Below are 20411 nucleotides of genomic sequence, written 5' to 3' on the forward strand. Positions count from 1 at the left end.
GATTACCATGGTGCCCTTCGCCCAGACATACTCGAGGATCGGAACCATGCCCAAACGGACTCGGCCGTCGCTGGTCACACACATATGTTCTGTTTGTCTGACGTTCTTTCTGACCGCAGGCGTTGTTCGCGGTGAATGGCCTGAACATCGCGGCAATGTGCAACGGACTGGCTTTGTTGTTCAGTTGATTAAATCGCGAAGCTGGAACCCCGGCTGGATGCTTTCTGATTTCAACTCACCCGTTCCCGCATGGCCAGAAGCAGCTCGCGGCAGTTTGTGGCAGCGGCTGGACAAGATCGAACCACGCGTCACAGATGATTACGGAAATGTGCCGCTGATTGTCACTGACGACCATGGGCAGCAGCGGGTTCTGGTTGCATCCTCTGCCAACGATCGACTGATCTGCGTTAATGGCAAAGACGGATCACAGGTCTGGGAATTTGTGGCTCAGGCTCCCATCCGTTTCGCTCCCTCAGTCACGCAGGGCGTGGCTTTTCTGGCAGCCGACGACGGACATGTACGAGCTATTCGGATAACCGATGGAGCTGTCCTCTGGGACGTCAAAATCGGGCCGGACATGCCATGGATTCCTGGAAATCAGCGACTGATCAGCCCTCATCCCGTCCGAACATCAGCCACCGTAATCGACGGTCTGGTTTATGCCTGTGCCGGGTTGTTTCCGGGACAAGGCGTGTATGCTGTGGCATTGCAGGCCACCGATGGCAGCATCGTCTGGCGACGCAGAATTGACCAGTCTCCGCAGGGCTACCTGGTTGGCACTGACGACGATCGATTTATCGTGCCGTCCGGACGCGGTACCCCTTTTCTGATGGACGCACTGAATGGCCAGCGGCTGGAGAAACTTCCATCTCCTGGCGGCTCGTTCTGCATGCTGACACCCGATGCATTCTTTGCAGGACCCGGCAATCTAAAACGTGTCGAATCATTTCCGCGCACCAGCGGAATGGCTTTACGAACCACGGATCAGGGAAAGCCGCAGATGCTGCCATTCGGCGGCCGCGCGGTGGCTGCTGGTTCCGGAAAAATCTGGATCGCCGATGGCAGGCAACTGATATGCTACAACACCGCCCGAATTCTGAATCAGCAGGATGAAGCTGTTGAATGGACCGTTGACTGCCAACTGGACCAAACGCTGATCGTATCGGGCACAGACCAAACAATGCGACTGTTTGTGGCAGATCAAAATCAGGTACTTGTATTCGACGCGCTGACCGGAAAGCAGCTGACCTCCACCACACTCGAAAGCACCGATGAGCAAATCATGTATCTGGCAGTTTCCGGTCAACAGGAAACTAACAACCATCAAACGGATCCACTTCCAATCCACAAAGAACTGCTGGTTGCGACCACAAGCTCCGGTCGCATCTATTGCTGGCATGGCTCAGACAGAGCTGCAGATCCCTCCGAAAATACCCCGGCACTTAAAAGTGCCGCAGAATCTGACAATACAGATTCACTCTGGACCAGCAATTCGCGCCTGGAGGTGGAAACAAGCGTCGTGGAAGATGATCAAACCCTGACCGCTGTTGGTCAGTATCTGGATCTGCTTCCGGTGGACGCCGGATTAGTTCTGGTGACTGCTGATTCTGAAGGCAAACTGTGCCGATCTCTGGCCAAGCAATCGCGGTTTCAAATCATTAATGTCGTGCGTCACCGGCAGAATTTTCAGCTGTGTCAATGCCTTCTGCATCAGCATGGTTTATATGGCAATCGTGTGACTGTACGGCACGTTCCTGATGATCAACCCTTGCCGTTTGCGACAGGCATCTTCAATGCTGTCATTCAGATCAATCCTGCTGATCGTACGCGGCAGGAACTAACGCGGCTGCTTGTCCCTGGCACCGGCTGGCTGTTCCCTGCACAGGAATCTCCGATCTCGGCGCCAGGCTCTGACGATGTCGGAGTTTGGCGACATCAGTATGGTTCGCCGGCCAACGAAGCCGCCGCTCAGGATGCAGCGATTGGTACAGCCACTGACTTTCAACTGCACTGGTTTGGCGGTGTGGGACCACGAAGAATGCCGGACCGCCACCTGCGCGGACCTGCTCCACTGGCAGCGGGTTCGGCATTGATCATGCAGGCCGACGAGCGTTTAATCGGCGTGGATCCGGCAAACGGATTCGAGCGGTGGCAACTGGATCTGCCGAAAGATTCGATGAGATATGTGACACCTTTTGACTGTGGTTACTGCTGCCTGACAAAAGATGGAAGAACTCTGTACGCCGCCACATCAGAATCCATCTGGAAAGTCGACGCCCTCCGCGGTCAGGTGACTGACACACTACCAATGCCGGAAATCGAAGCCTCCAATATATGGGGCTCGCTGAGATTTGGTTATCTGGCAGAATGCAACCAAGCCCTGCTGGTCACGTGCATGAAATCGTCTGCGCCGCGGCTGGCGCTGGATCCCGTACAGGCTCGGCTGAGCTACTCCGACCAGGACTACAACTCGCAACGACCTTTGGTCTGCAGTCGCCTGTTCGCGCGGCTGACTCCGGACGGTACTGTCAGCTGGAATTATGTCCGCGGCACGATCGTCAATAGTTCCATCACCGCCGTAGAGACACCTTCACGCGTTCTGTTTGTCGAAGGTCGCAGCGATGCGTGTCTGCAGCATGAATCCGACCGCATACCGCTGCCTGTGATCATGCAAGATGCGTTTTTGGTCTGCCTGGACGCCGACACCGGACAGACCATCTGGGAACAAAGAATCGAATGGCCCGAAGCAAAGAACATGCTGTTCACTCAGACCGACGGCGAACTGGTCACCCTTGTTTCGTCAGCGAGTAACGAACAGACAGAAACTGCCGGGTACCAGATTCGAGTACATCAACTGCAGTCCGGCGAACTGGTATGGCAGGCTCAGCACCAGCACATCCGCAAAGGCCTGTACCACGGCGAACAGATCCACCACCCGGTGATCCTGCGGCAACCTGATCAGGATCCGCTGCTGGTGGTTGAGCCGTATTTGTACGATTTGAAGACGGGCGTTCGCCTAGTACCCACGGGCGCAGAACAGGACTGGTCCCTGCGCAGACCTGGTCACAGTTGCGGCAGTCTTTCCGGCGCTGGCCAGTGTCTGTTCTTTCGAGCCACCAATCCCACTTTTCTGAATCTTCACTCGCCCCAGCCAGACAGTTATTCATCGCTGGCCCCCAGTCGACCGGGTTGCTGGATTAATATCATTCCTGCACACGGGCGATTATTGATTCCGGAAGCCAGCGCCAGCTGCGTCTGCAACTTTCCTCTTCAAACGTCCATGGCTTTTACGCCCGGCACCCCTGTTCTCCTGGACGATGTTGAAGTCACCAGCACCGCATCAGCCAGCGTCGATTAACGAATTCGCCGCTGGCCCCGGATGGTTTCGCAATCGCAACTCGTCAAGCCAGCCATCGACTCTTACGAACCCGGTGCTACTGACACTTGACCAGCACTCGCCCGACAGACTTCCCAGCCAGCAACTGCTCGGCGGCCGACTGCACCTGATTCAGGCTGATGACTCGAGTGATCGACAGCAGGTTTTCAAAATCCAGATCAATTGCCAGCCTTTGCCACGCTCGATCGCGAAGCTCCATCGCAGACACAAGAAGGTATCGGGAACCGTTTATTTGACTCTTGGTCGTCCCTGGGGGCGGGTGGTGATTTCGAGGCCCAGTTTTCGAGTCGCTTTGGTTGCCCATGTTTCGTCTCCAAACGGTGAGCCTCGATTGACGCTGCGACGCAGGGCCGCGAGTTCGGCGTCCGTCTGAGGCGAATTGACATGCTCCAGCCAGCCAGCAGTTCGCCGCACAGGCCATGCCGACAGCAGGTTCTTTTCTGCCGCCGTTCCCGACGACCAGCGATACAGACTGCTCCAGCGCCAGTCGTCCGCACGCTTCACCAGATTCGCACGCAAAGCATTGCGTTCCACATACCGGCAGACCGTCAGAAGGTGACCATCGTCCTGCACCGGGAAGGATTTGAATCGCCCCTGGTAGACGTGCCCTGACCCCGTCGATTTGCGATGCGCGTGCCAACGCTGCGTGTGAGTCAGTGTCAGCCAGCCAACAAAGCGAGACAACTCATCATCTTCCTGAGGCCACACCACCAGGTGCCAGTGATTTTCCATCAGGCAATACGAAAGCAGCCGAGTCCCCGTCCGGGCAACAGCTTCCTGAAGCACCGTCTCAAACGCGATGAAGTCTTCATCCTTCGTGAAGATCGGCATCCGCGCGTTCGCACGGTTCAGCACATGATAAACCCAACCACCCGGAGCTAATCGTTTTGGTCGTCCCATTACAAGACGATAATCAATTCACTCGCAGTTGTCAATAAACGGTTCCTGACACCTTTTGTGCTTCCTGACACCTTTTGTGCTTCCGGGGCAGACAAGCAAAGGGAGTGCCTCGTGAATATGATCAGCGGTTTTCGAAACTCAGCGGGCCTGAGCAGTCTGGCCGGTCTTCGCGGGCTGGATGCTCAGGCCGCGAGGATTCCGGCTGCCAATGGGGCCAGATGGCGGCGTGACCGCTGTTCATTGCAGTGATCGTCGTTACTTTTTTGTCCGCCAGTGTCATCACGCAGAGTTGCCTGACGCCTTTGAGTTTGCATCCGTAGAGCAACTGCGTCCCGTCGTGAGACGGCTGAGGATGATAGTGCTGTGTGCCTGCAACTGATGTTGTTAACTGTTCGATGGCGCCATCCAGTCTCGCCGCAAACAGTTCTGTATTGTCACCAGCTTTAGCCGTATAAAAAACAGACTGGCTGTCTATTGACCAGACAGGCGTGTCACTGCTGCCGCCATGAAAGTCCGGGACGTCAAGGAATTCCGCGACTCCTCGATAGCCGTTTCGATCGGCCAGTTTTCTTGATTCGCTGCCGTCAGCTCGAACGATGAATGGATGGCAGTTGTTATGTTCGCCGCTGACGAACAGGACCCACTTTCCGTCGGGTGACCATGTCGGTCCGAAATTGAAGGGATTGCCGGTCTGGATCTGTGTTGTACTGGATCCATCCGCATTGGCCAGATAAACCTGATAGTCCTTGTGATACGCAATTCGACGGCCGTCGCTGGAGCTTGAAAAGCCGTAAGTGAACTGCGTCGATCCGGATGTTAAATCCGTCTTGTTGTGCCCGTCGCGATCCATGCGAAATGGATGCGAGTTTCCATCGATCAGCGCAGTGAACCCAAGCCGTGTGTCATCGTTTGGCCAGAAGAAAAGTCCTCCGTTGTAAAAGCTGACTCGATCCACACTTGTCACATTCTGAGTCTCGCCAGTATCGATGGCGACAAGATACGAATCCAGCAGCCAGCCTTCCTTTGTGAAGTGGAACCCTCTGCGTTCCTCTTCAATCGCAGCATTCCGGGGACTCTGCCAGCCTCGGGCGACAATCGCGGTCCTGCCGTCCGGTGACCATCCGGCAAACTGAGTCCATGCATCCGGATCAGTGGCAAGGTTGGCATTGATTTCTCGATCGTCAGTTCCGTCCGAATTCATAACGTGAGCACGCATCGTGCGAATATTGGCGTGTCGCCCGCCCGGTAGATTTGTCTGCATGGCTGTGTAGCCGATCAGCGAACGCCGTTGAGCCAGTAAACCGGATTGGCGTTTGATGGCTGTGATGATGGAACTGGCGATAGCCTGCATCCCTCTGTCGCCGGGATGGCCAGCAACACCCGCATGATCGATCTGCCGTTCTGATCGTGCCATGTTCGATTCGTCGCGTCCAAGTTCATGGATGTCGATGAACGTGACATTTGCCCTCACCGCTGCCTGCTGCATGATGCTGTCTTTGGTTGCATTCTCCCAGAACGATCCGCGTACAAAGATGGTCGGTTGACTGTCGTTTTGCAGTGCCAGAAGTAAATCGAGGACGGCTTTCCCGAAGGCCGACCTGGCTTCATCCGTCGTGGGTTCTGATACATTTTCGCCGATCGCGACGATGATGATGTCTGCCTGAAACGCAATTTCGTCTTTCAGACCCAGGGCGATATTGTAGGTGGCATAGCCGCGTTCAAAGTCAGCAATATTCTTCACTCGAACCTGAGGTCTGCTCCCCGATGCTGATTCGATGAAGTCGGTCACCAAATGTACATAGTCTTTATCGCCTGAACTGGCAGCCATGCCCCAGTTGCCGGTCCAGCCGATATTCGGTGCGGGGCCATGCAGTGTGATGCTGTTGCCGAGGTATAGAATCTTCTCTGCCGGCAGTCGCCCCACTCTCGGAGTGCTGCCAGGATCTGCAGCCCGGTCGTCGGCTGCGAGAAAAGCTGCATTCGCAATCGACGCGAGCAACAAAACGACAATGAATGACGGTTTCAAGATTCTGTTCCTGTTCGAGGATTCCGATACGCAGATTGCTTTTGAGATCAGGAATTGGTCAACGTGGTACTGTGCGTTGTGCTGATCGTTATACATTGACCAATTGACCTTGAACCAGTGTCATGGCAAGTTTGTGGTAAGGTGAGCAGTCAGTTCCGAATTCCTGGCCTCGCAGATTGCGCCTGGTGACGTGTTGAACCCTGCGGGACGATTTGCCATGGATCCACAACAATCGCCAGTATGGATTTGTTGCAAAGTGTGTTTGTGCGTACGCTTTCACTCGGCTGTTCGTGATCTTGTGATCTCTATGGTTATCTGCCTTTGGCCTTTGAATCCAACGGGAGTTTGAGGATGTTTCGAAACAGTGCCTCCGCAGGAACTGTCCTGCTGCTCATTGTTGCTGCGTTGCCTGGTGGGGCATTCGAATGCGGTGCTGCAGCGAATGGGATGGATGGCGGAGCCTTCGAGACTCTGCCCAAAGAGTTTCCCGGTTCGAAATCCGACTGGTATGGTTTCGAACGATCCGAATTCGAAGTGGACGGTCGGCCGGTGATTGTCGTTGCTCCCAAGACGGAAGCTGAAGGGCGTCCGTGGGTTTGGCACGGCGAATTCTTTGGACACAAACCTGCCCCGGATATCGAACTGCTGCACCGGGGATTCCATATCGTCTACATGCGAGTTCCCGACATGCTGGGAGCCCCGAAGGCAGTCGAGCACTGGAATGCTTTATACGCAGAACTGACTGGTCGGTATGGCTTCGCAAAGAAGGCGGCTCTGGTTGGGCTCAGCCGTGGCGGGCTGTACTGCTACAACTGGGCGATCGCAAATCCTGATCGAGTTGCCTGCATTTACGCCGACGCAGCGGTCTGTGATTTCAAGAGCTGGCCAGGCGGCAAAGGTACCGGAAAAGGCAGCCCTCGCGACTGGAAGCTGGTTATGGATGTCTATGGCTTTTCATCCGAGCAGGAAGCTCTCGACTACAGGGGCAACCCGGTTGACCAACTTAAGCCGCTGGCTGAAGCCGGTGTTCCGCTGCTGCATGTTTACGGTGATGCCGATGATGTTGTCCCGTGGGACGAAAACACGGGAATCGTCGCAGAGCGTTACAGGGCGATGAATGGTGACATCACACTGATCGCCAAGCCTGGAGTCAATCATCATCCACATGGTCTGGACGATCCCACGCCGATTGTCGAATTCATTGAACGACACAGTCGACTGCGAAACAAGGGTGACTCAGGAAGTCTGCGCCTTCGTGTGCTGTGTTACAATATCCACCATGCCGAAGGAGTGGATGGCAGGCTGGATGTTGAACGCATCGCACGAGTCATCCAGTCTGAACGTCCGGATCTTGTATCTCTGCAGGAGGTTGATCAAACGGTTGATCGAACCGACAAGGTCAATCAGCCGGATGAACTTGCTCGCCTGACGGGCTATCGAGTTCTCTTTGGAGCCAACATTGAGCTTCAGGGCGGACATTATGGGAATGCGATCCTTTCGCGATGGCCGGCTGCGCAGCACACGAACCACTTGCTGCCTTGTCTGGAAAACGGTGAGCAAAGAGGCATTCTGGATGCGTCATTTCGGTTGCCTACCGAGTCAACCGTGCGACTTCTGGCGACGCATTTTGATCACCGACCGAATCATGCCGAACGCGAATTATCGGCGCAATTTGCAAATGACCTGCTGAGCGGGAATTCCAAGCAGCCAACCATTCTCGCGGGCGATCTGAACGCAGTGCTCGAAAGCAAAACGCTTGCGACTCTGCTGACTCAATGGCAATCCACAACCGGCACCGATCCGCTCGCAACAATCCCCGTCTCTGAACCGAATCGTCAAATCGACTTCATCCTCTTCCGGCCCGCCTCCGCGTGGCACCTCATCGAGTGCCGAGTTCTTCCGGAAGCAGTTGCATCCGATCACCGAGCCATCATGGCTGTGATCGAGCTGAAGCCATTGAATTCATTAGTTCACTGAATTGTATTCACCGGATTTCAGACAATCTCGAAGGCAACGGCTTGACTCCATGCAGTTGCCGAACTGTCCGCATAGATGATGCGAACCCATGCACGATACTTGCCAATTGGCAGCGCTTCTTCCAACGTGTGCGTTTCGCTTGTCAGATCTGCCCTTCGATAGACGGCTCGATAGAGCGACGTTTCGCTCGCAATAAAGAGGTCATAGCGTGCCGGTTTGAGGGAGGATTGACGAAAGGTAAGTGTTGGCGTCGCATCATTGCCTTGACCACCACCGGAAATGATGGCTGCAAGCTGTCCGACAGCAAACGAACGAGCCGGAGTCCACGGACCGAAGCCAAAAGAGTTCTCGGCACGCACCCAGTAACGATAGGCGATTGGGTTTGATGAGATCACAGGCTGGTAATCGAAGAACGTGTCCTGAACTCCCTTTTGATCCACCAGTGCCGCGATGGAGTTTTGCAGACTGACATACACCTGATAACTAAACGCCCCTGCCACGGGATTCCAACTGAGTCGAACTGGCAGCGATCGATCTGGCTGATTGACCGCAGGGCCGGTCAGAATCGGAGCTGTTGCCGGGCGAGACGTTCCGATGCGTAATTCCGATGGTAACCACTGGCTGAACGACCCGTCGTCAAAGTATGCCCGAACCCAAACCTCATAGCTGCCATCGGGCAGCGACTCGGGGATTTCATGCGACGTCGTCGCGAGTGCATTCTTGCGGTAGAGCGTTGTTCGGTCACCAACCTTGTTGATTGCGACATCGTAACGGACGGCATTGCCGGCAGGCTTCTGCCACGCAATGACGGGCGTCGAATCCGTCGTGTTACCGATGCCTTCTGTTGGGACAACCGCGTCGTGCATGATCTGGAAGTAGTAAGGAGCAGTGTATCCGGATGTGCCGATCTCATTCTTTGCACGAACCCAAAGACGATACATACCCGGCGCCAGATCTTTTGGAACCCGCAGTTCCGTTGACGTCAGCCCATCACGATGAACGACGGCCGCCGTTGAGTAATTGTTGCTCAGCCAGACCTGATAAGTCTGTGCCCCGGGAACAGCCGTCCAGGACAGAGTCGGCTGGTTGCTGGTCGGCAGGATTGCCCTGGCGGGGCCGGTGACAGTTGGCTTGCCGTCAGGAACCTGCGTCAGAATTGTCATTTGTGGAGGCGTTGGTCCCCACGCGGTGTACGTTCCGTCTGTGTAATAGGCTCGCACCCAGACTTCGTAGTCACCGTCCGGAATTGCAGTTTCCGCGGTGTGTGATGTCGAAGTCAGATTTGTACGGCGATAGGTAATTGTTGATCGGGCGCCGACGGGATTGATGGCCAGATCATAACGAGCCACCGGCCCAGGCGCCTCCGGCCACGACAGAGTCGGCGTCGATGTCAACTGCTTTCCAATTCCCCCTGAAACCAGAATCGGAGCGGTGCTGTAATTTGCATTTGGCACTTCGTACAAAGTGCCCTTGCCGCTGGTCACAAACAGACCGCCATCAAACGGGTAGATCTCAGACGCGAGCCCATCAAATTCAGCACCGCCAACAAGGATATCTTCACCGTCCTCAATGACCTTGTAGATCGGCAGATAGCCTCTGCTGGCAGGTGTATCTCCCATGTCCACGTAGAACCAGCTTCCGTCTGACCATCCGTAGAAGCGAGGATCCGTAGAACCTGAAGAGTCTGAGGATACGATTCTGCTGCCCGCAAGCGTTCCATCTGTTTCCATTGCGTACGCATATGCGCCCCACGGGAGATTGTTGTGGTTCGCTCCGATGTGAATCTTCTGATCACTTCCAATGCTCAATGTTGGAAGATACGGGTCGCTCGGCGCGGTCCACGCAGATTCCTGTCTGACTGGAGTTTCGAACAATTCGTCGCCGGTGAGGCCATCAGTGGAGATCAGCGATCCGAAAACCAAATATCCTTCAAAGGTGTAACCGGCAAACGGTGTTCCCATAGAACGGAAGACCAGATGGCCGTTCAAGACTGTGATGCCGTCATAATAGCTCCCGGCCTCCATTGGACGGGTTGCTGCAGAATAGATCTCGCTGAAAATCACGTGTGGGCTTCCGTCGTCTGCGCTGCTGTACGACATGAGCCCGCCATACTGTCCATCGTCACTGTCGCCACGGTAACCTACCACAAGCCGATCATTGATTACTCCAATCGGCAACGTCCCGGCGAGCTGTTTTGGTGAGTATCCAATTCGATAAGTCGAGCCAGATGGTCCGGCTCCGTTGAGAACGCGAGTGGCAGTCTGGCCATCGGTCACGTACATATCGTGATTGCCGAATGTCGCAAAGAACAGCTTTCCATCAAACGGGACGTAATCAAACGGAAATGAGCTTGCTGGGCCCGGGATCACGTCAACCCCAAGCTGGGTTCCTGCATCTGTGCCGTCAGATTTCCAGATTTCACGCCCATAATCTTTCGTCTCTGCAGAGAAATAAACGCTTCCCTCGTAGACGACGAAATCCGACGGCTTGCTAGAGGTCTCGTTCAGAACTCCAAGAAATCGTACTGGGTATTCGACAGGTTCTCCCTGAGTTTGATCTTCGAAATTTGGAGTCACAGTCAACAAGGTTTGATACAAGTCCCAATTCGATACATGACCAACCTCAATGTAGGTATCTGTAACGCCGTTCTGAGTGATCCAGTCATTGGGGCCAGAGCGGTCGTAAGCAGCACCACCCCATCCCTCCGTGATAGACCAAGCGCTCACTGTGACGTCGTAGGAAACTGCACCAGGAACGGCATCCCAAAAGTAGATGCGTCCGTCGGGGCCGTCCTGACCGTGGTTGATATCGCTGACCTGAGTCGTTCCGGCTGAGGTTCCATCGCTTCGCCAAAGTTCAAATCCATCACCGCCATCACCGGAAAAATAGAGGTAACCATTGAGCTCGGCGGATTCCAGTGGCTGCTTGATGGATTTGGGAAGCCCGATGTCAGTCCCAGCGCCGGTACTCCAGTATCCTTCCGATGGCAGCAGAACATCGGCGATGGGTTGAGTGCCAGCGGTTGTTCCGTCTGTTGCCCAGAGCTTGCCGGTCGATTCGACTCGGAAGAGCACTTTGCCGTTAATGGTTCCGAGAACGTCGAGCTTCTCGGTGAGCCCCGGGATGGTTGCAACGGCTTCTGTTTCGGACGTGGACCGGTTCCAGCGCAGCAATTGTGTTGAATCGGTTGACTGCTGCTGGAGCAGTTTGATTGTCCCGGATTCCACAAACGGAAAAATGGGTGTCAGGAGTGCACGGTCTTCAAGAACTTCGATCAGTGCTGACTCTGTGCGCAGTGTTGATTTTTGGCGTAGATTGCGACGCATGGCGTGAGGCTTAACTAAACGAAGACGGAGATGCGACAAGATGCACATCCCAGGAAGTCATCCTTCGTAAACGGCATCTCGACACATATTGTCCCCCTAGTGGTGACTCTTGTCAATTACGGGATTGACTAATATTTGGCCATTATCGCAAAAGTGCCGTGTACACAATGTATACAAGACGGCTGTTATTAACAGAACCGGCACATTACGCTGGTGAATTCCAGCAGCTTTCGAATGGCGATCAATGGGTGTGTCCGTGCCCGTGCTCGTTTTCTTCATGGCTGTGAGCCAGGGAGCCGCTGTACGGTGTGTCGTTGATGGTGACGTTGAGACTCGCTTCGGAGGAGGCGTCTTCGATGTGTGTGACCAGGTCTGAGCTGTCGAGAGTGAAGCGGGAGGACTTGCCTTCTGCGTCGCCTTCATTGGGTGACGCAGCCAGCTTGAACTGTTCGGGCATTCCGTCGTGTTTAAGATTGATCACCAGTTCGGCTGCCTCGATCGCAACTGTGTTACGGGCAGTCGAATCGAGAAGATGGATCGTGACGGACTTGTCGTGGTGGACAAGTTCGGCATGGTACTCTTCGTTGCCCAGTTCAATCAGATGACCGTGATGTGGTCCTTCTTATGGATGATCATGACTATGCATGTTGACGGTGTCGGGCGGCGCGGTGTCAACAGTGACGGATGAACCGCTGCCGGGTTCCGGCGGGGGAAAAGGTGTCGGAAGGAAAAAGGTGTCGGAAGGAAAAAGGTGTCGGAAGGAAAAAGGTGTCGGAAGGAAAAAGGTGTCAGGAACCGTTTCTTTCGGAGTGCTGAAAGAACGAAAACGGCGGGGTGGCACCGTCGAATGTTTATCGGAATCCGATTGCAGCGAACTGAAGTGTGCCACTGGCGTAGCCAGTGTGGGTTTCAATGGAAGCGGAGTCCGAATTGGTGAAACCATTTCGGATCAGGGTCGGCAGGTCCGGACCGATTGCGCTGCGGTGCTGAAACCGAGCACAGCACCCTTTGAAGTCGACTGCAGGTCCGGCAAAGGTACCCTGATGAACGCAGTCCTGATCGTTTCGGTCCTGCGAACGATGGAAAGACAAAAGACTTCAGGTCTGTTTGATTGCGTCTGGTTTCCTGCATCCGGGTTTTCTCCCCACCGATCAAACTACCGACCCGGCAATAAACGCAACCGTCCGGTTGTGTCCGGTTGCTGCGGGACGGTAAAATGCCGGGCAGGCAAAATGTTCCTGTTCCTGCGTTCCCGAGTGCCACGTGGATTGCCGCCCAGCAGCCTGTTGAAAACCGGGACTGGCTCGTGCGGGAAACCTTAAAACACGACGATTTCCAGTCGTCCTGCGTGCCTAATATGTTTCCGTTGGACGTTTGCCAGATGTTGAGGGATTATTCTTTTATGTTTCGAGAGTCCCACCGGAGCAGCAACTCCGGTGGGACGGCGGCTTGCAGATCGATCGTGCCTGGGTCCTTTTGAGACCGTGGGACAGCCGGATCGCAGGTCGTCTTCATTTCAAACCCGAACCGTCGCTGGAGCTGCTTCACCGCAAGCTCGAATATTAGGAGGGGACAAAATGAACAGTCAAGCAGCCTCATGGAATATCCTCGTGGGGATCGATGTGGCTAAAGACAAACTCGACATCGCAGACAATCAGGGCCATCGTGTCCGGACCATCGGCAACAATCAGAAGGACCTCACCGCGTGGATTCAGTCGCTGGGCGATACGACCGGCACCTTTGTCGTGATGGAAGCGACCGGTGGCTATGAATCGCTGCTCGTTGAACTTCTTCATCAGCATCGTATTGCATTGGCTGTCGTGAATCCCCGACAGGTGCGAGACTTTGCCCGAGGCATCGGACGCATTGAAAAGACCGACCCGATTGATGCTGAGGTCATCGTCCGATTCGGCGAAATCGTTAAGCCCGCCGCTGCAGAGCCACCGTCGGACGAACAGGTCCGGCTTGGGCGGCTTGTGGAACGGCGACGACAGATCCTTGATCTGATCAACCAGGAGCAGAATCGTTTGCATCAGACTCAGGACAAGGAAACTCGGGCGTTGATTGATATGGTTCTGAAACCACTCAGAAAACAGCTCAAAACACTGGACGAACGCATTGCAGGGGCTGTGAAAAACGATGAGTCCCACACACGCAGAGTCGAAATACTCAACTCTGTGAAAGGCATCGGGCCGGTGACTGTCAGCACGCTTCTTGCTGAACTCCCCGAGCTGGGAAAACTCAATCGCAGGCAAATCGCAAAGCTGGTCGGAGTCGCTCCGATCAGTCGCGATTCCGGTCGGTCCTCCCACAGGCGAAAGACAGTCGGAGGGCGTTCGGGAGTTCGCCGTACGCTTTATATGGCGGCGATGTCTGCCGCACAGTTTAACCCCCGCATGAAGAGTTTCTATTTGCGATTGCTGGCCGTAGGAAAGCAGAAGAAGGTGGCACTCACGGCTGTCATGCGAAAACTCATCACGATCCTCAATACGCTCGTTCGTACGGATCAGCTCTGGAAAGATCCTTCACCACCTGTTGGTGACTACGAGCTTGTCTGAGCCCCGTTCGCCTCACCGTCGCATCGCCTTCACCCCAAAAGGCGATGCGACGGTGAGGTGAAAAGGGGCCCAGCCCCCGTTTGCTGATCCCGAGCTGAGCAGCGCCCCCACCATCCACACATAAACGGCGAATTCGAAATACAAATCTCCAATCTGAAACTTGATCTCTGTTAACACCGTCGCTGTCCCGGTTTTTCAACGCACAGCCAGGCTGTGTGGCGTATTCGTCGAACAGACTCGAAAGTTACGCGAAAGCGATGAGTTTTCGGTTGACGATTTGTTCGTTGCAGTATCCGACGCACGAAGTGAGTCGATGGTTCTTTCACCTCTACACGTTCGAGACATTCAGAATGTTGCTCATCCCTGCAAATTTCAGGCAGTCTGTCAGCGTCATTGCGTTCAGCCTGCTCCTCACACATCTGACTGCAGCCACTTGCCTGGCCGATGATTCCGGCGATTCCCGGCCACGTCCCAACATTGTTGTGATTCTGGTGGATGATATGGGGTTCTCTGACATCGGTTGTTATGGAAGTGAGATCCCGACACCGAACCTTGATGCACTTGCGGCCAACGGTCTGAAATTTCGGCAGTTCTACAACACGGGCCGATGCTGTCCGACTCGGGCATCGTTGCTGACCGGTCTGTATTCGCATCAGGCTGGTATTGGTCACATGACGGATGACTACGGTATTCCCGGGTATCGAGGTGTTTTGAATCGTCGGTGTGTGACACTGGGTGATGTTGCTCGGTCGGCAGGCTATTTCACTGCTGCCACAGGAAAGTGGCATGTCGGGCACCGCAACGAATCCAACATGCCGCTGCAAAGAGGTTTTGATCGATTCTTCGGGGTTCCTGAAGGAGGCGGTTTTTATTTTCAGGTCAAGGCCGGTCGGACGGTACGCCTGAATAACGACGTTTTCTATTCAACTGAAAAACCAGCACCGGACGGGTGGTATTCGACGGATGCCTGGACGGAATACAGCTTGAAGTTTGTTGACGAAGCCAAGCACGCGCGAAAGCCGTTTCTCCTGTATCTGGCACATAACGCCCCTCATTTTCCTCTTCAGGCGACGGCTGACGATATCGCAATGTTTCGTGGTCGCTACAAGGATGGCTGGGATAAGCTTTCGAAGGACAGGCTGCATCGGCAATTGAATTCCGGTCTGATTGACTCGTCCTGGGAGCCAGCCGAGCGTTCGAAGCCGGTCGCTGAATGGGATTCGCTGAGCGACCAGGATAAGGATCGTTTTGATCATTTGATGGCGACTTATGCCGCTTGCGTTTACAGAATGGATCGTTCGATTGGTACGCTTGTTGAGGGACTGAAGCAGCGGGATCAGTTTGACAATACATTGATCCTGTTTATGAGCGACAATGGAGGATGTGCCGAAAGTGGTCCTCGAGGCCGGAGTGAAGGTGATCCGACAGTGGCCGATTCGAACTGGTTTTGCGGTGAGTCGTGGGCATGGATGCAGGATACACCGTTTCGCAAGTTCAAGCATTACAACCATGAAGGGGGAATCGCCACACCCCTGATCGCCCATTGGCCTGCCGGGATTCAAAGCAAGGGGGAGTGGCGTGATACGCCGGCTCATTTAATCGATGTGATGGCTACCGTTGTTGATTTGACCGGTGCCACGTATCCCGAAGAGCATGGTGGTGTCAAAATTCAACCTGCTGAAGGGCGCAGCCTCAGGCCGGTTTTTGATCATCAGTCGATTCAGCGAGACGCATTGTACTGGGAGCACGAAGGCAATGCGGCGATTCGCGAAGGAGACTGGAAGCTTGTGCGTTTAGGTGGAAAGGGTGCCTGGGAACTTTACAACATGAAGTCTGATCGTACCGAGCAACATGATCTGGCAGAAACGCATCCAGATCGGGTCCGGACGCTTGAGCAGAAATGGCTGGCGTGGGCCGAACGCTGTCATGTTCACACGGATGGTTTGCCGGATCGAAGTCAAAGCAACGGCGGAAAGAAGGCCCCCGGGAAGAAAGGCAAAAGGAAAGCCAAATCCATAGACTGATGTTTGTTTTCCTTTACTCATTACGATCTCCATTTTCGGTGTCACGAAGAACGACACTGATCAGGCACGTGCATCCTTTCATTGTTTGAGCGACGGCTCGAACGGGTTGCTGGCCTTCCGCTCCCGGCTGAAAGATTATCTGATGACAGTTGGTCCACATCTTGTGTCTTTGATGGCTGCCACCATCGTTGTCTTTGCTGCTCATTCTTTCGGTGCATCCGGAATTGATGCGTTCGAGGGAGAATCTCAGACGCCGTCGATTCGAGTCATGAGCTTCAATATTCGTTTTGGTACGGCGAACGATGGGGAGAACCACTGGAAGCATCGACAGGAGTTTGTGGCCGAAACCATCCGGGCCTGGTCACCGGACCTGCTGGGGACTCAGGAGACTTTGAAGTTTCAGCGAGACTTTCTGGCTGAGAAACTGCCCGAATACGGAGTCATCGGTGTTGGTCGAAATGATGGAAAAGACGACGGCGAAATGATGGCTTTGTTTTACCGCAAAGATCGTTTTGATGTACTGGATTCTGGTCATTTCTGGCTGAGCGAAACTCCTGAAAAGATTGGCAGTCAGAGTTGGGACAGCTCACTGCCACGAATGGCGACGTGGGTCCGGCTGAGAGACCGCCAGCATCCCGATTCGCAACCTGTGATGTACCTGAATACACATTTTGATCATCGGGGTCAGGAAGCCCGTCGACAGTCGGCCCTTTTGATTCGCCGACGAGCGAGCGAAGCGGTTTCAGACGGATGTCGCATCATCGTGACCGGTGATTTTAATGCGGGCTTCGGCAGCCAGCCGTACGAAGCTCTGTTTTCAGCATCTGATGGTTCGGCGTCTCCTGTTGTTGATACCTGGTCGTCCATTCATCCTCAGGTGACCCCGGAAGAAGGTACATTTTCGGGCTTTCAGAGTTCCGGGACGAAGGGCGCCAGGATCGACTGGATTGCGGTATCACGCGACTGGAAGGTTCTGGACGCCGGCATTGACCGCACCGAGCGTGATGGGCGGACTCCATCCGATCATTTTCCTGTGTATGCAATTCTTCAGGCGCGATAGTCTTCACGTGGTGTTCTGTAGATTTAACAAGGTGGAATTATGCGATTTCCAATTGTCACCTTTGTGTTCTGTTCGATGCTGTCCATGGCAGTTTGCCCCGCGCAGAACACGACTAATTTTCCGGTGATTGGGCACGTCGATCGATTTGACGAGTCTGTTAATCGGTTGATTGATGTTGACGCCCGAATTGAGGTGCTCTGCGGAGGATTCGAGTGGGCCGAAGGTCCTGTTTGGGTGCCACAAGCCGAAAACAGATACGGTGGATCCGTCCTGTTCTCGGACATACCAAACAACGCAGTGATGCGGTGGCAGGAGGGCTTCGGCGTTTCTGTTTTCATGAAGCCTGCCGGATACACCGGGGTCGCGGAATATGGCAAGGAACCCGGCAGCAACGGTTTGGCTCTGGACAGGCAGGGACGTCTGGTCTTGTGCGAACATGGAGATCGCCGCATTTCTGTTCTCACGCAGAATGGAGGCAAGATGACGCTGGCGGATCGCTGGGAAGGCAAACGGTTCAACAGTCCCAATGACCTGGCGATCCGGGATAACGGTGACATTTTCTTCACCGACCCTATCTATGGTTTGCCCCGTCAGGCCGAAGACCCGCGGCGCGAAATTGATTTCTGTGGAGTCTACCGACTGCAACCAGATGGCACTGTGACCGCGGAATTCAAGGAAATTGCGAGACCGAACGGCATTGGATTTTCTCCCGATCAGAAAACTCTGTATGTCGCCAATAGTGATGGGCGTGATCCTGTCTGGCGTGCGTTTCCGGTGCAGGAAGACGGAAGTCTGGGTTCGCCGAGAGTTTTTTTTGATAGTTCGAAGTCGGAACAGATCTCAGCAGGTGGCGGTGACGGATTAAAGGTGGACCAGTTGGGGAATGTCTTCGCGACGGGGCCGGGTGGCGTCCTGATCATTTCTCCGACCGGTCAGCTGCTGGGGCGAATTGTCACGGGAGAACGTATCGCGAACGTCGGCTGGGGAAATGACGGAAGTACTTTGTATCTGACATCGGACATGTATCTTTGCCGAATTCAGACCCGGACGAAGGGAACGGGTTTCTGAAATCGTCGTCGTCAACTGGTCAACACGCGAGCCGATGCAATGCTCGGGTGGGCGAATATCAGTTGCCGTTCAGGATTGGCTCTGTTTCAGGAAAGACTGTTTCAGGAAAGACTGGTTCAGGAAAGACTGTTTCAGGAAAGACTGTTTCAGGAAAGACTGGTTCCATGGATGCTTCACGGTTAGAGTCTTGCTGAGGATGCCGATCGTCAACGTTAATCGTTTTTCTGACGGGCTGCTGGTTCCGTTACAGCTTCTGGTATTGTCACAGAGTCGACGTTTCGTGCGTCGATGGCATCGAAACAAAATCATCCCGGAGATGTGCTGTCTTGAATCATCGTGTTGAAACTGCCACTGGACTATTACAGCAGGTGACTCGTCGTTACCTGTTTCAGAATTCCGCGCTGGGGCTTGGAGCGGCAGCTTTGGGCTCGCTGTTAAATGAGTCAGCGTCGGCCGGGGCGGAATCATATTCACGTGACCCGATGGCTGCCCGGCCATCGCATCATACTCCGAAAGCCAGGGCTGTCATTTTTCTGTTTATGGCTGGTGGGCCGAGTCAACTGGACTTGTTCACGCACAAACCTTTGTTGCAGAAACACCATGGAGAGTCGCCACCTGCTGAGTTCATGGAAGGCAAACGATTTGCGTTTCTCAAGGGAACAGAAAAGTTGCTGGGCAGTTCCCAGCGATTTGCGAGATGGGGTGAATGTGGTCAGGAGCTGAGTCACCTGTTGCCTCATCATCGTCAAATTGTGGATGAGGTCTGCTGGATCAACGGCATGAAGACCGATGTCTTCAATCATGGTCCGGCGAAGCTGTTTGTTAACACCGGATCGCCTCAACCAGGTCGACCAGGCATGGGGGCCTGGGTGACATACGGCATCGGAAGCGAATCCAGCGACTTGCCCGGTTTTGTCGTGCTGCAGTCAGGTCCTCGAGGGCCTCGCGCGGGAAGTTCGCTCTGGTCGAGCGGATTTCTGCCGACAACGCACCAGGGCGTACCATTTCGGAGTGGACCGGAGCCGATTCTGAATCTAAAGAGCCCTGAGGGGCAGGGGAGAACGCAGGAACGGCACTTCGTCGATGTCGTGGGCGATTTGAATCGTATGAAGGCAGATGTGGTCGGTGATCCGGAGATTCAGACTCGCATTGCTGCCTATGAGATGGCCTACCGCATGCAGTCCAGCGCGCCGGACCTGATGGACCTGGGACAGGAACCGCAACACATTCTTGACCTGTACGGAGCGACTCCCGGCAAGTCGTCTTATGCAAACAACTGCCTGTTGGCTCGTCGTATGATTCAGCGTGGTGTCCGTTTTGTTCAGCTCTATCACACCAACTGGGATCACCACGGAGGGCCAACGGAAAACCTGGAGAATCATCTTCCCGCTGTTTGCCGGGAAGTGGATCAGGCATCGGCAGCCCTGGTTCAGGATCTGAAGCAGCAAGGTTTGCTGGACGACACCATCGTGGTTTGGGGTGGAGAATTTGGTCGCACCCCGATGGGAGAAATTCGCCAGACGACCGGTCGCGATCACCACATTGATGCTTATACGATGTGGATAGCCGGAGGCGGATTCAAATCGGGGATCATCCATGGTGCGACGGATGAGCTTGGGCTGAGTGTGACTGAGAATGCAGTTCACGTTCATGATCTGCAGGCAACAATTCTGCATCAACTGGGGCTGGATCACGAGCGTCTCACCTACAGGTTTCAGGGCAGGGATTTCCGTCTGACGGATGTTCACGGTCGTGTGGTAGACGACATCATTGCTTAACTCAGCTGTCCGTTGAAAACCGGGACAGGTACGCTGGACGACTGAAAGCCATCATGTTTTCAGGTCTCCTGCTCGAGCCAGTCCCGTTCTTTAACAGGTTGTTAGGAGAGATGCGTGCAGACACGCTGTGGGCTGCGGTGAAGGACCCAAAATTCCGCTCCCGTCTGGCTTACCGTGTGAACGCACGGGGTGTCTGTTCCTTGCGCATGTGGGTCGATCACAAGAGTGTTAACTGGGGTGTGTTAACCTGGGGCAATCCGTTCAGTAACCGGGGATCGAACCAAGACAATATCCTCT

13 protein-coding genes are annotated in these 20411 nt (G+C 54.5%); 8 read left to right on the forward strand and 5 right to left on the reverse strand.

Translation table 11 applies throughout. The features are described from left to right. Positions 1–46 precede the first annotated feature (46 nt). A complete protein-coding gene (locus tag R3C20_07700; GenBank protein ID MEZ6040374.1) occupies positions 47–3358 on the forward strand; it encodes a PQQ-binding-like beta-propeller repeat protein in 3312 nt (1103 codons plus the stop codon). Between the two features lie 76 nt (positions 3359–3434). Here R3C20_07700 and R3C20_07705 read toward each other — a convergent pair whose 3' ends face one another. The 3 genes from R3C20_07705 to R3C20_07715 all read right to left on the reverse strand — a co-directional run bounded on the left by R3C20_07705 (position 3435) and on the right by R3C20_07715 (position 6323). Continuing rightward, positions 3435–3596, reverse strand: a complete 162-nt coding sequence (locus R3C20_07705; protein ID MEZ6040375.1) for a hypothetical protein — start codon at positions 3594–3596, stop codon at positions 3435–3437. Positions 3597–3625: 29 nt separating this feature from the next. Continuing rightward, a complete protein-coding gene (locus R3C20_07710) occupies positions 3626–4297 on the reverse strand; it encodes a transposase (protein ID MEZ6040376.1) in 672 nt (223 codons plus the stop codon). A 121-nt stretch (positions 4298–4418) separates the two neighbouring features. Then, positions 4419–6323 (reverse strand): hypothetical protein, encoded by a 1905-nt coding sequence (locus R3C20_07715; GenBank protein MEZ6040377.1) that lies wholly within the window; start codon positions 6321–6323, stop codon positions 4419–4421. Between the two features lie 351 nt (positions 6324–6674). Here R3C20_07715 and R3C20_07720 point away from each other — a divergent pair, with 351 nt between their 5' ends. Beyond that, the gene (locus R3C20_07720; GenBank protein MEZ6040378.1) at positions 6675–8300 is read left to right on the forward strand and encodes an endonuclease/exonuclease/phosphatase family protein; all 1626 of its coding nucleotides are present in this window, start codon (positions 6675–6677) and stop codon (positions 8298–8300) included. 17 nt (positions 8301–8317) lie between these two features. Here R3C20_07720 and R3C20_07725 read toward each other — a convergent pair whose 3' ends face one another. Both R3C20_07725 and R3C20_07730 read right to left on the reverse strand, forming a co-directional pair. Then, positions 8318–11626, reverse strand: a complete 3309-nt coding sequence (locus R3C20_07725; protein MEZ6040379.1) for a hypothetical protein — start codon at positions 11624–11626, stop codon at positions 8318–8320. Between the two features lie 241 nt (positions 11627–11867). Continuing rightward, positions 11868–12083, reverse strand: coding sequence for a hypothetical protein (locus R3C20_07730; GenBank protein ID MEZ6040380.1), 216 nt, complete (start codon positions 12081–12083; stop codon positions 11868–11870). Positions 12084–12089: 6 nt separating this feature from the next. Between R3C20_07730 and R3C20_07735 the strand changes: the two genes are divergently transcribed. From R3C20_07735 to R3C20_07760, 6 genes are all read left to right on the forward strand, one after another. After that, positions 12090–12314, forward strand: coding sequence for a hypothetical protein (locus R3C20_07735; protein MEZ6040381.1), 225 nt, complete (start codon positions 12090–12092; stop codon positions 12312–12314). An 889-nt stretch (positions 12315–13203) separates the two neighbouring features. Next, a complete protein-coding gene (locus R3C20_07740) occupies positions 13204–14184 on the forward strand; it encodes an IS110 family transposase (GenBank protein ID MEZ6040382.1) in 981 nt (326 codons plus the stop codon). Between the two features lie 257 nt (positions 14185–14441). Further along, complete coding sequence (locus tag R3C20_07745) at positions 14442–16208, forward strand: arylsulfatase (protein ID MEZ6040383.1); 1767 nt, start codon at positions 14442–14444, stop codon at positions 16206–16208. Positions 16209–16350: 142 nt separating this feature from the next. Beyond that, entirely contained in the window at positions 16351–17268 is a 918-nt protein-coding gene (locus tag R3C20_07750) for an endonuclease/exonuclease/phosphatase family protein (protein MEZ6040384.1), read from the forward strand. 39 nt (positions 17269–17307) lie between these two features. Next, a complete protein-coding gene (locus tag R3C20_07755; GenBank protein MEZ6040385.1) occupies positions 17308–18336 on the forward strand; it encodes an SMP-30/gluconolactonase/LRE family protein in 1029 nt (342 codons plus the stop codon). 326 nt (positions 18337–18662) lie between these two features. Next, entirely contained in the window at positions 18663–20114 is a 1452-nt protein-coding gene (locus R3C20_07760) for a DUF1501 domain-containing protein (protein ID MEZ6040386.1), read from the forward strand. The last annotated feature ends 297 nt before the right edge of the window (positions 20115–20411 follow it).

It is taken from the genome of Planctomycetaceae bacterium, from assembly GCA_041398825.1.
Taxonomy (GTDB): Bacteria; Planctomycetota; Planctomycetia; order Planctomycetales; family Planctomycetaceae; genus F1-80-MAGs062.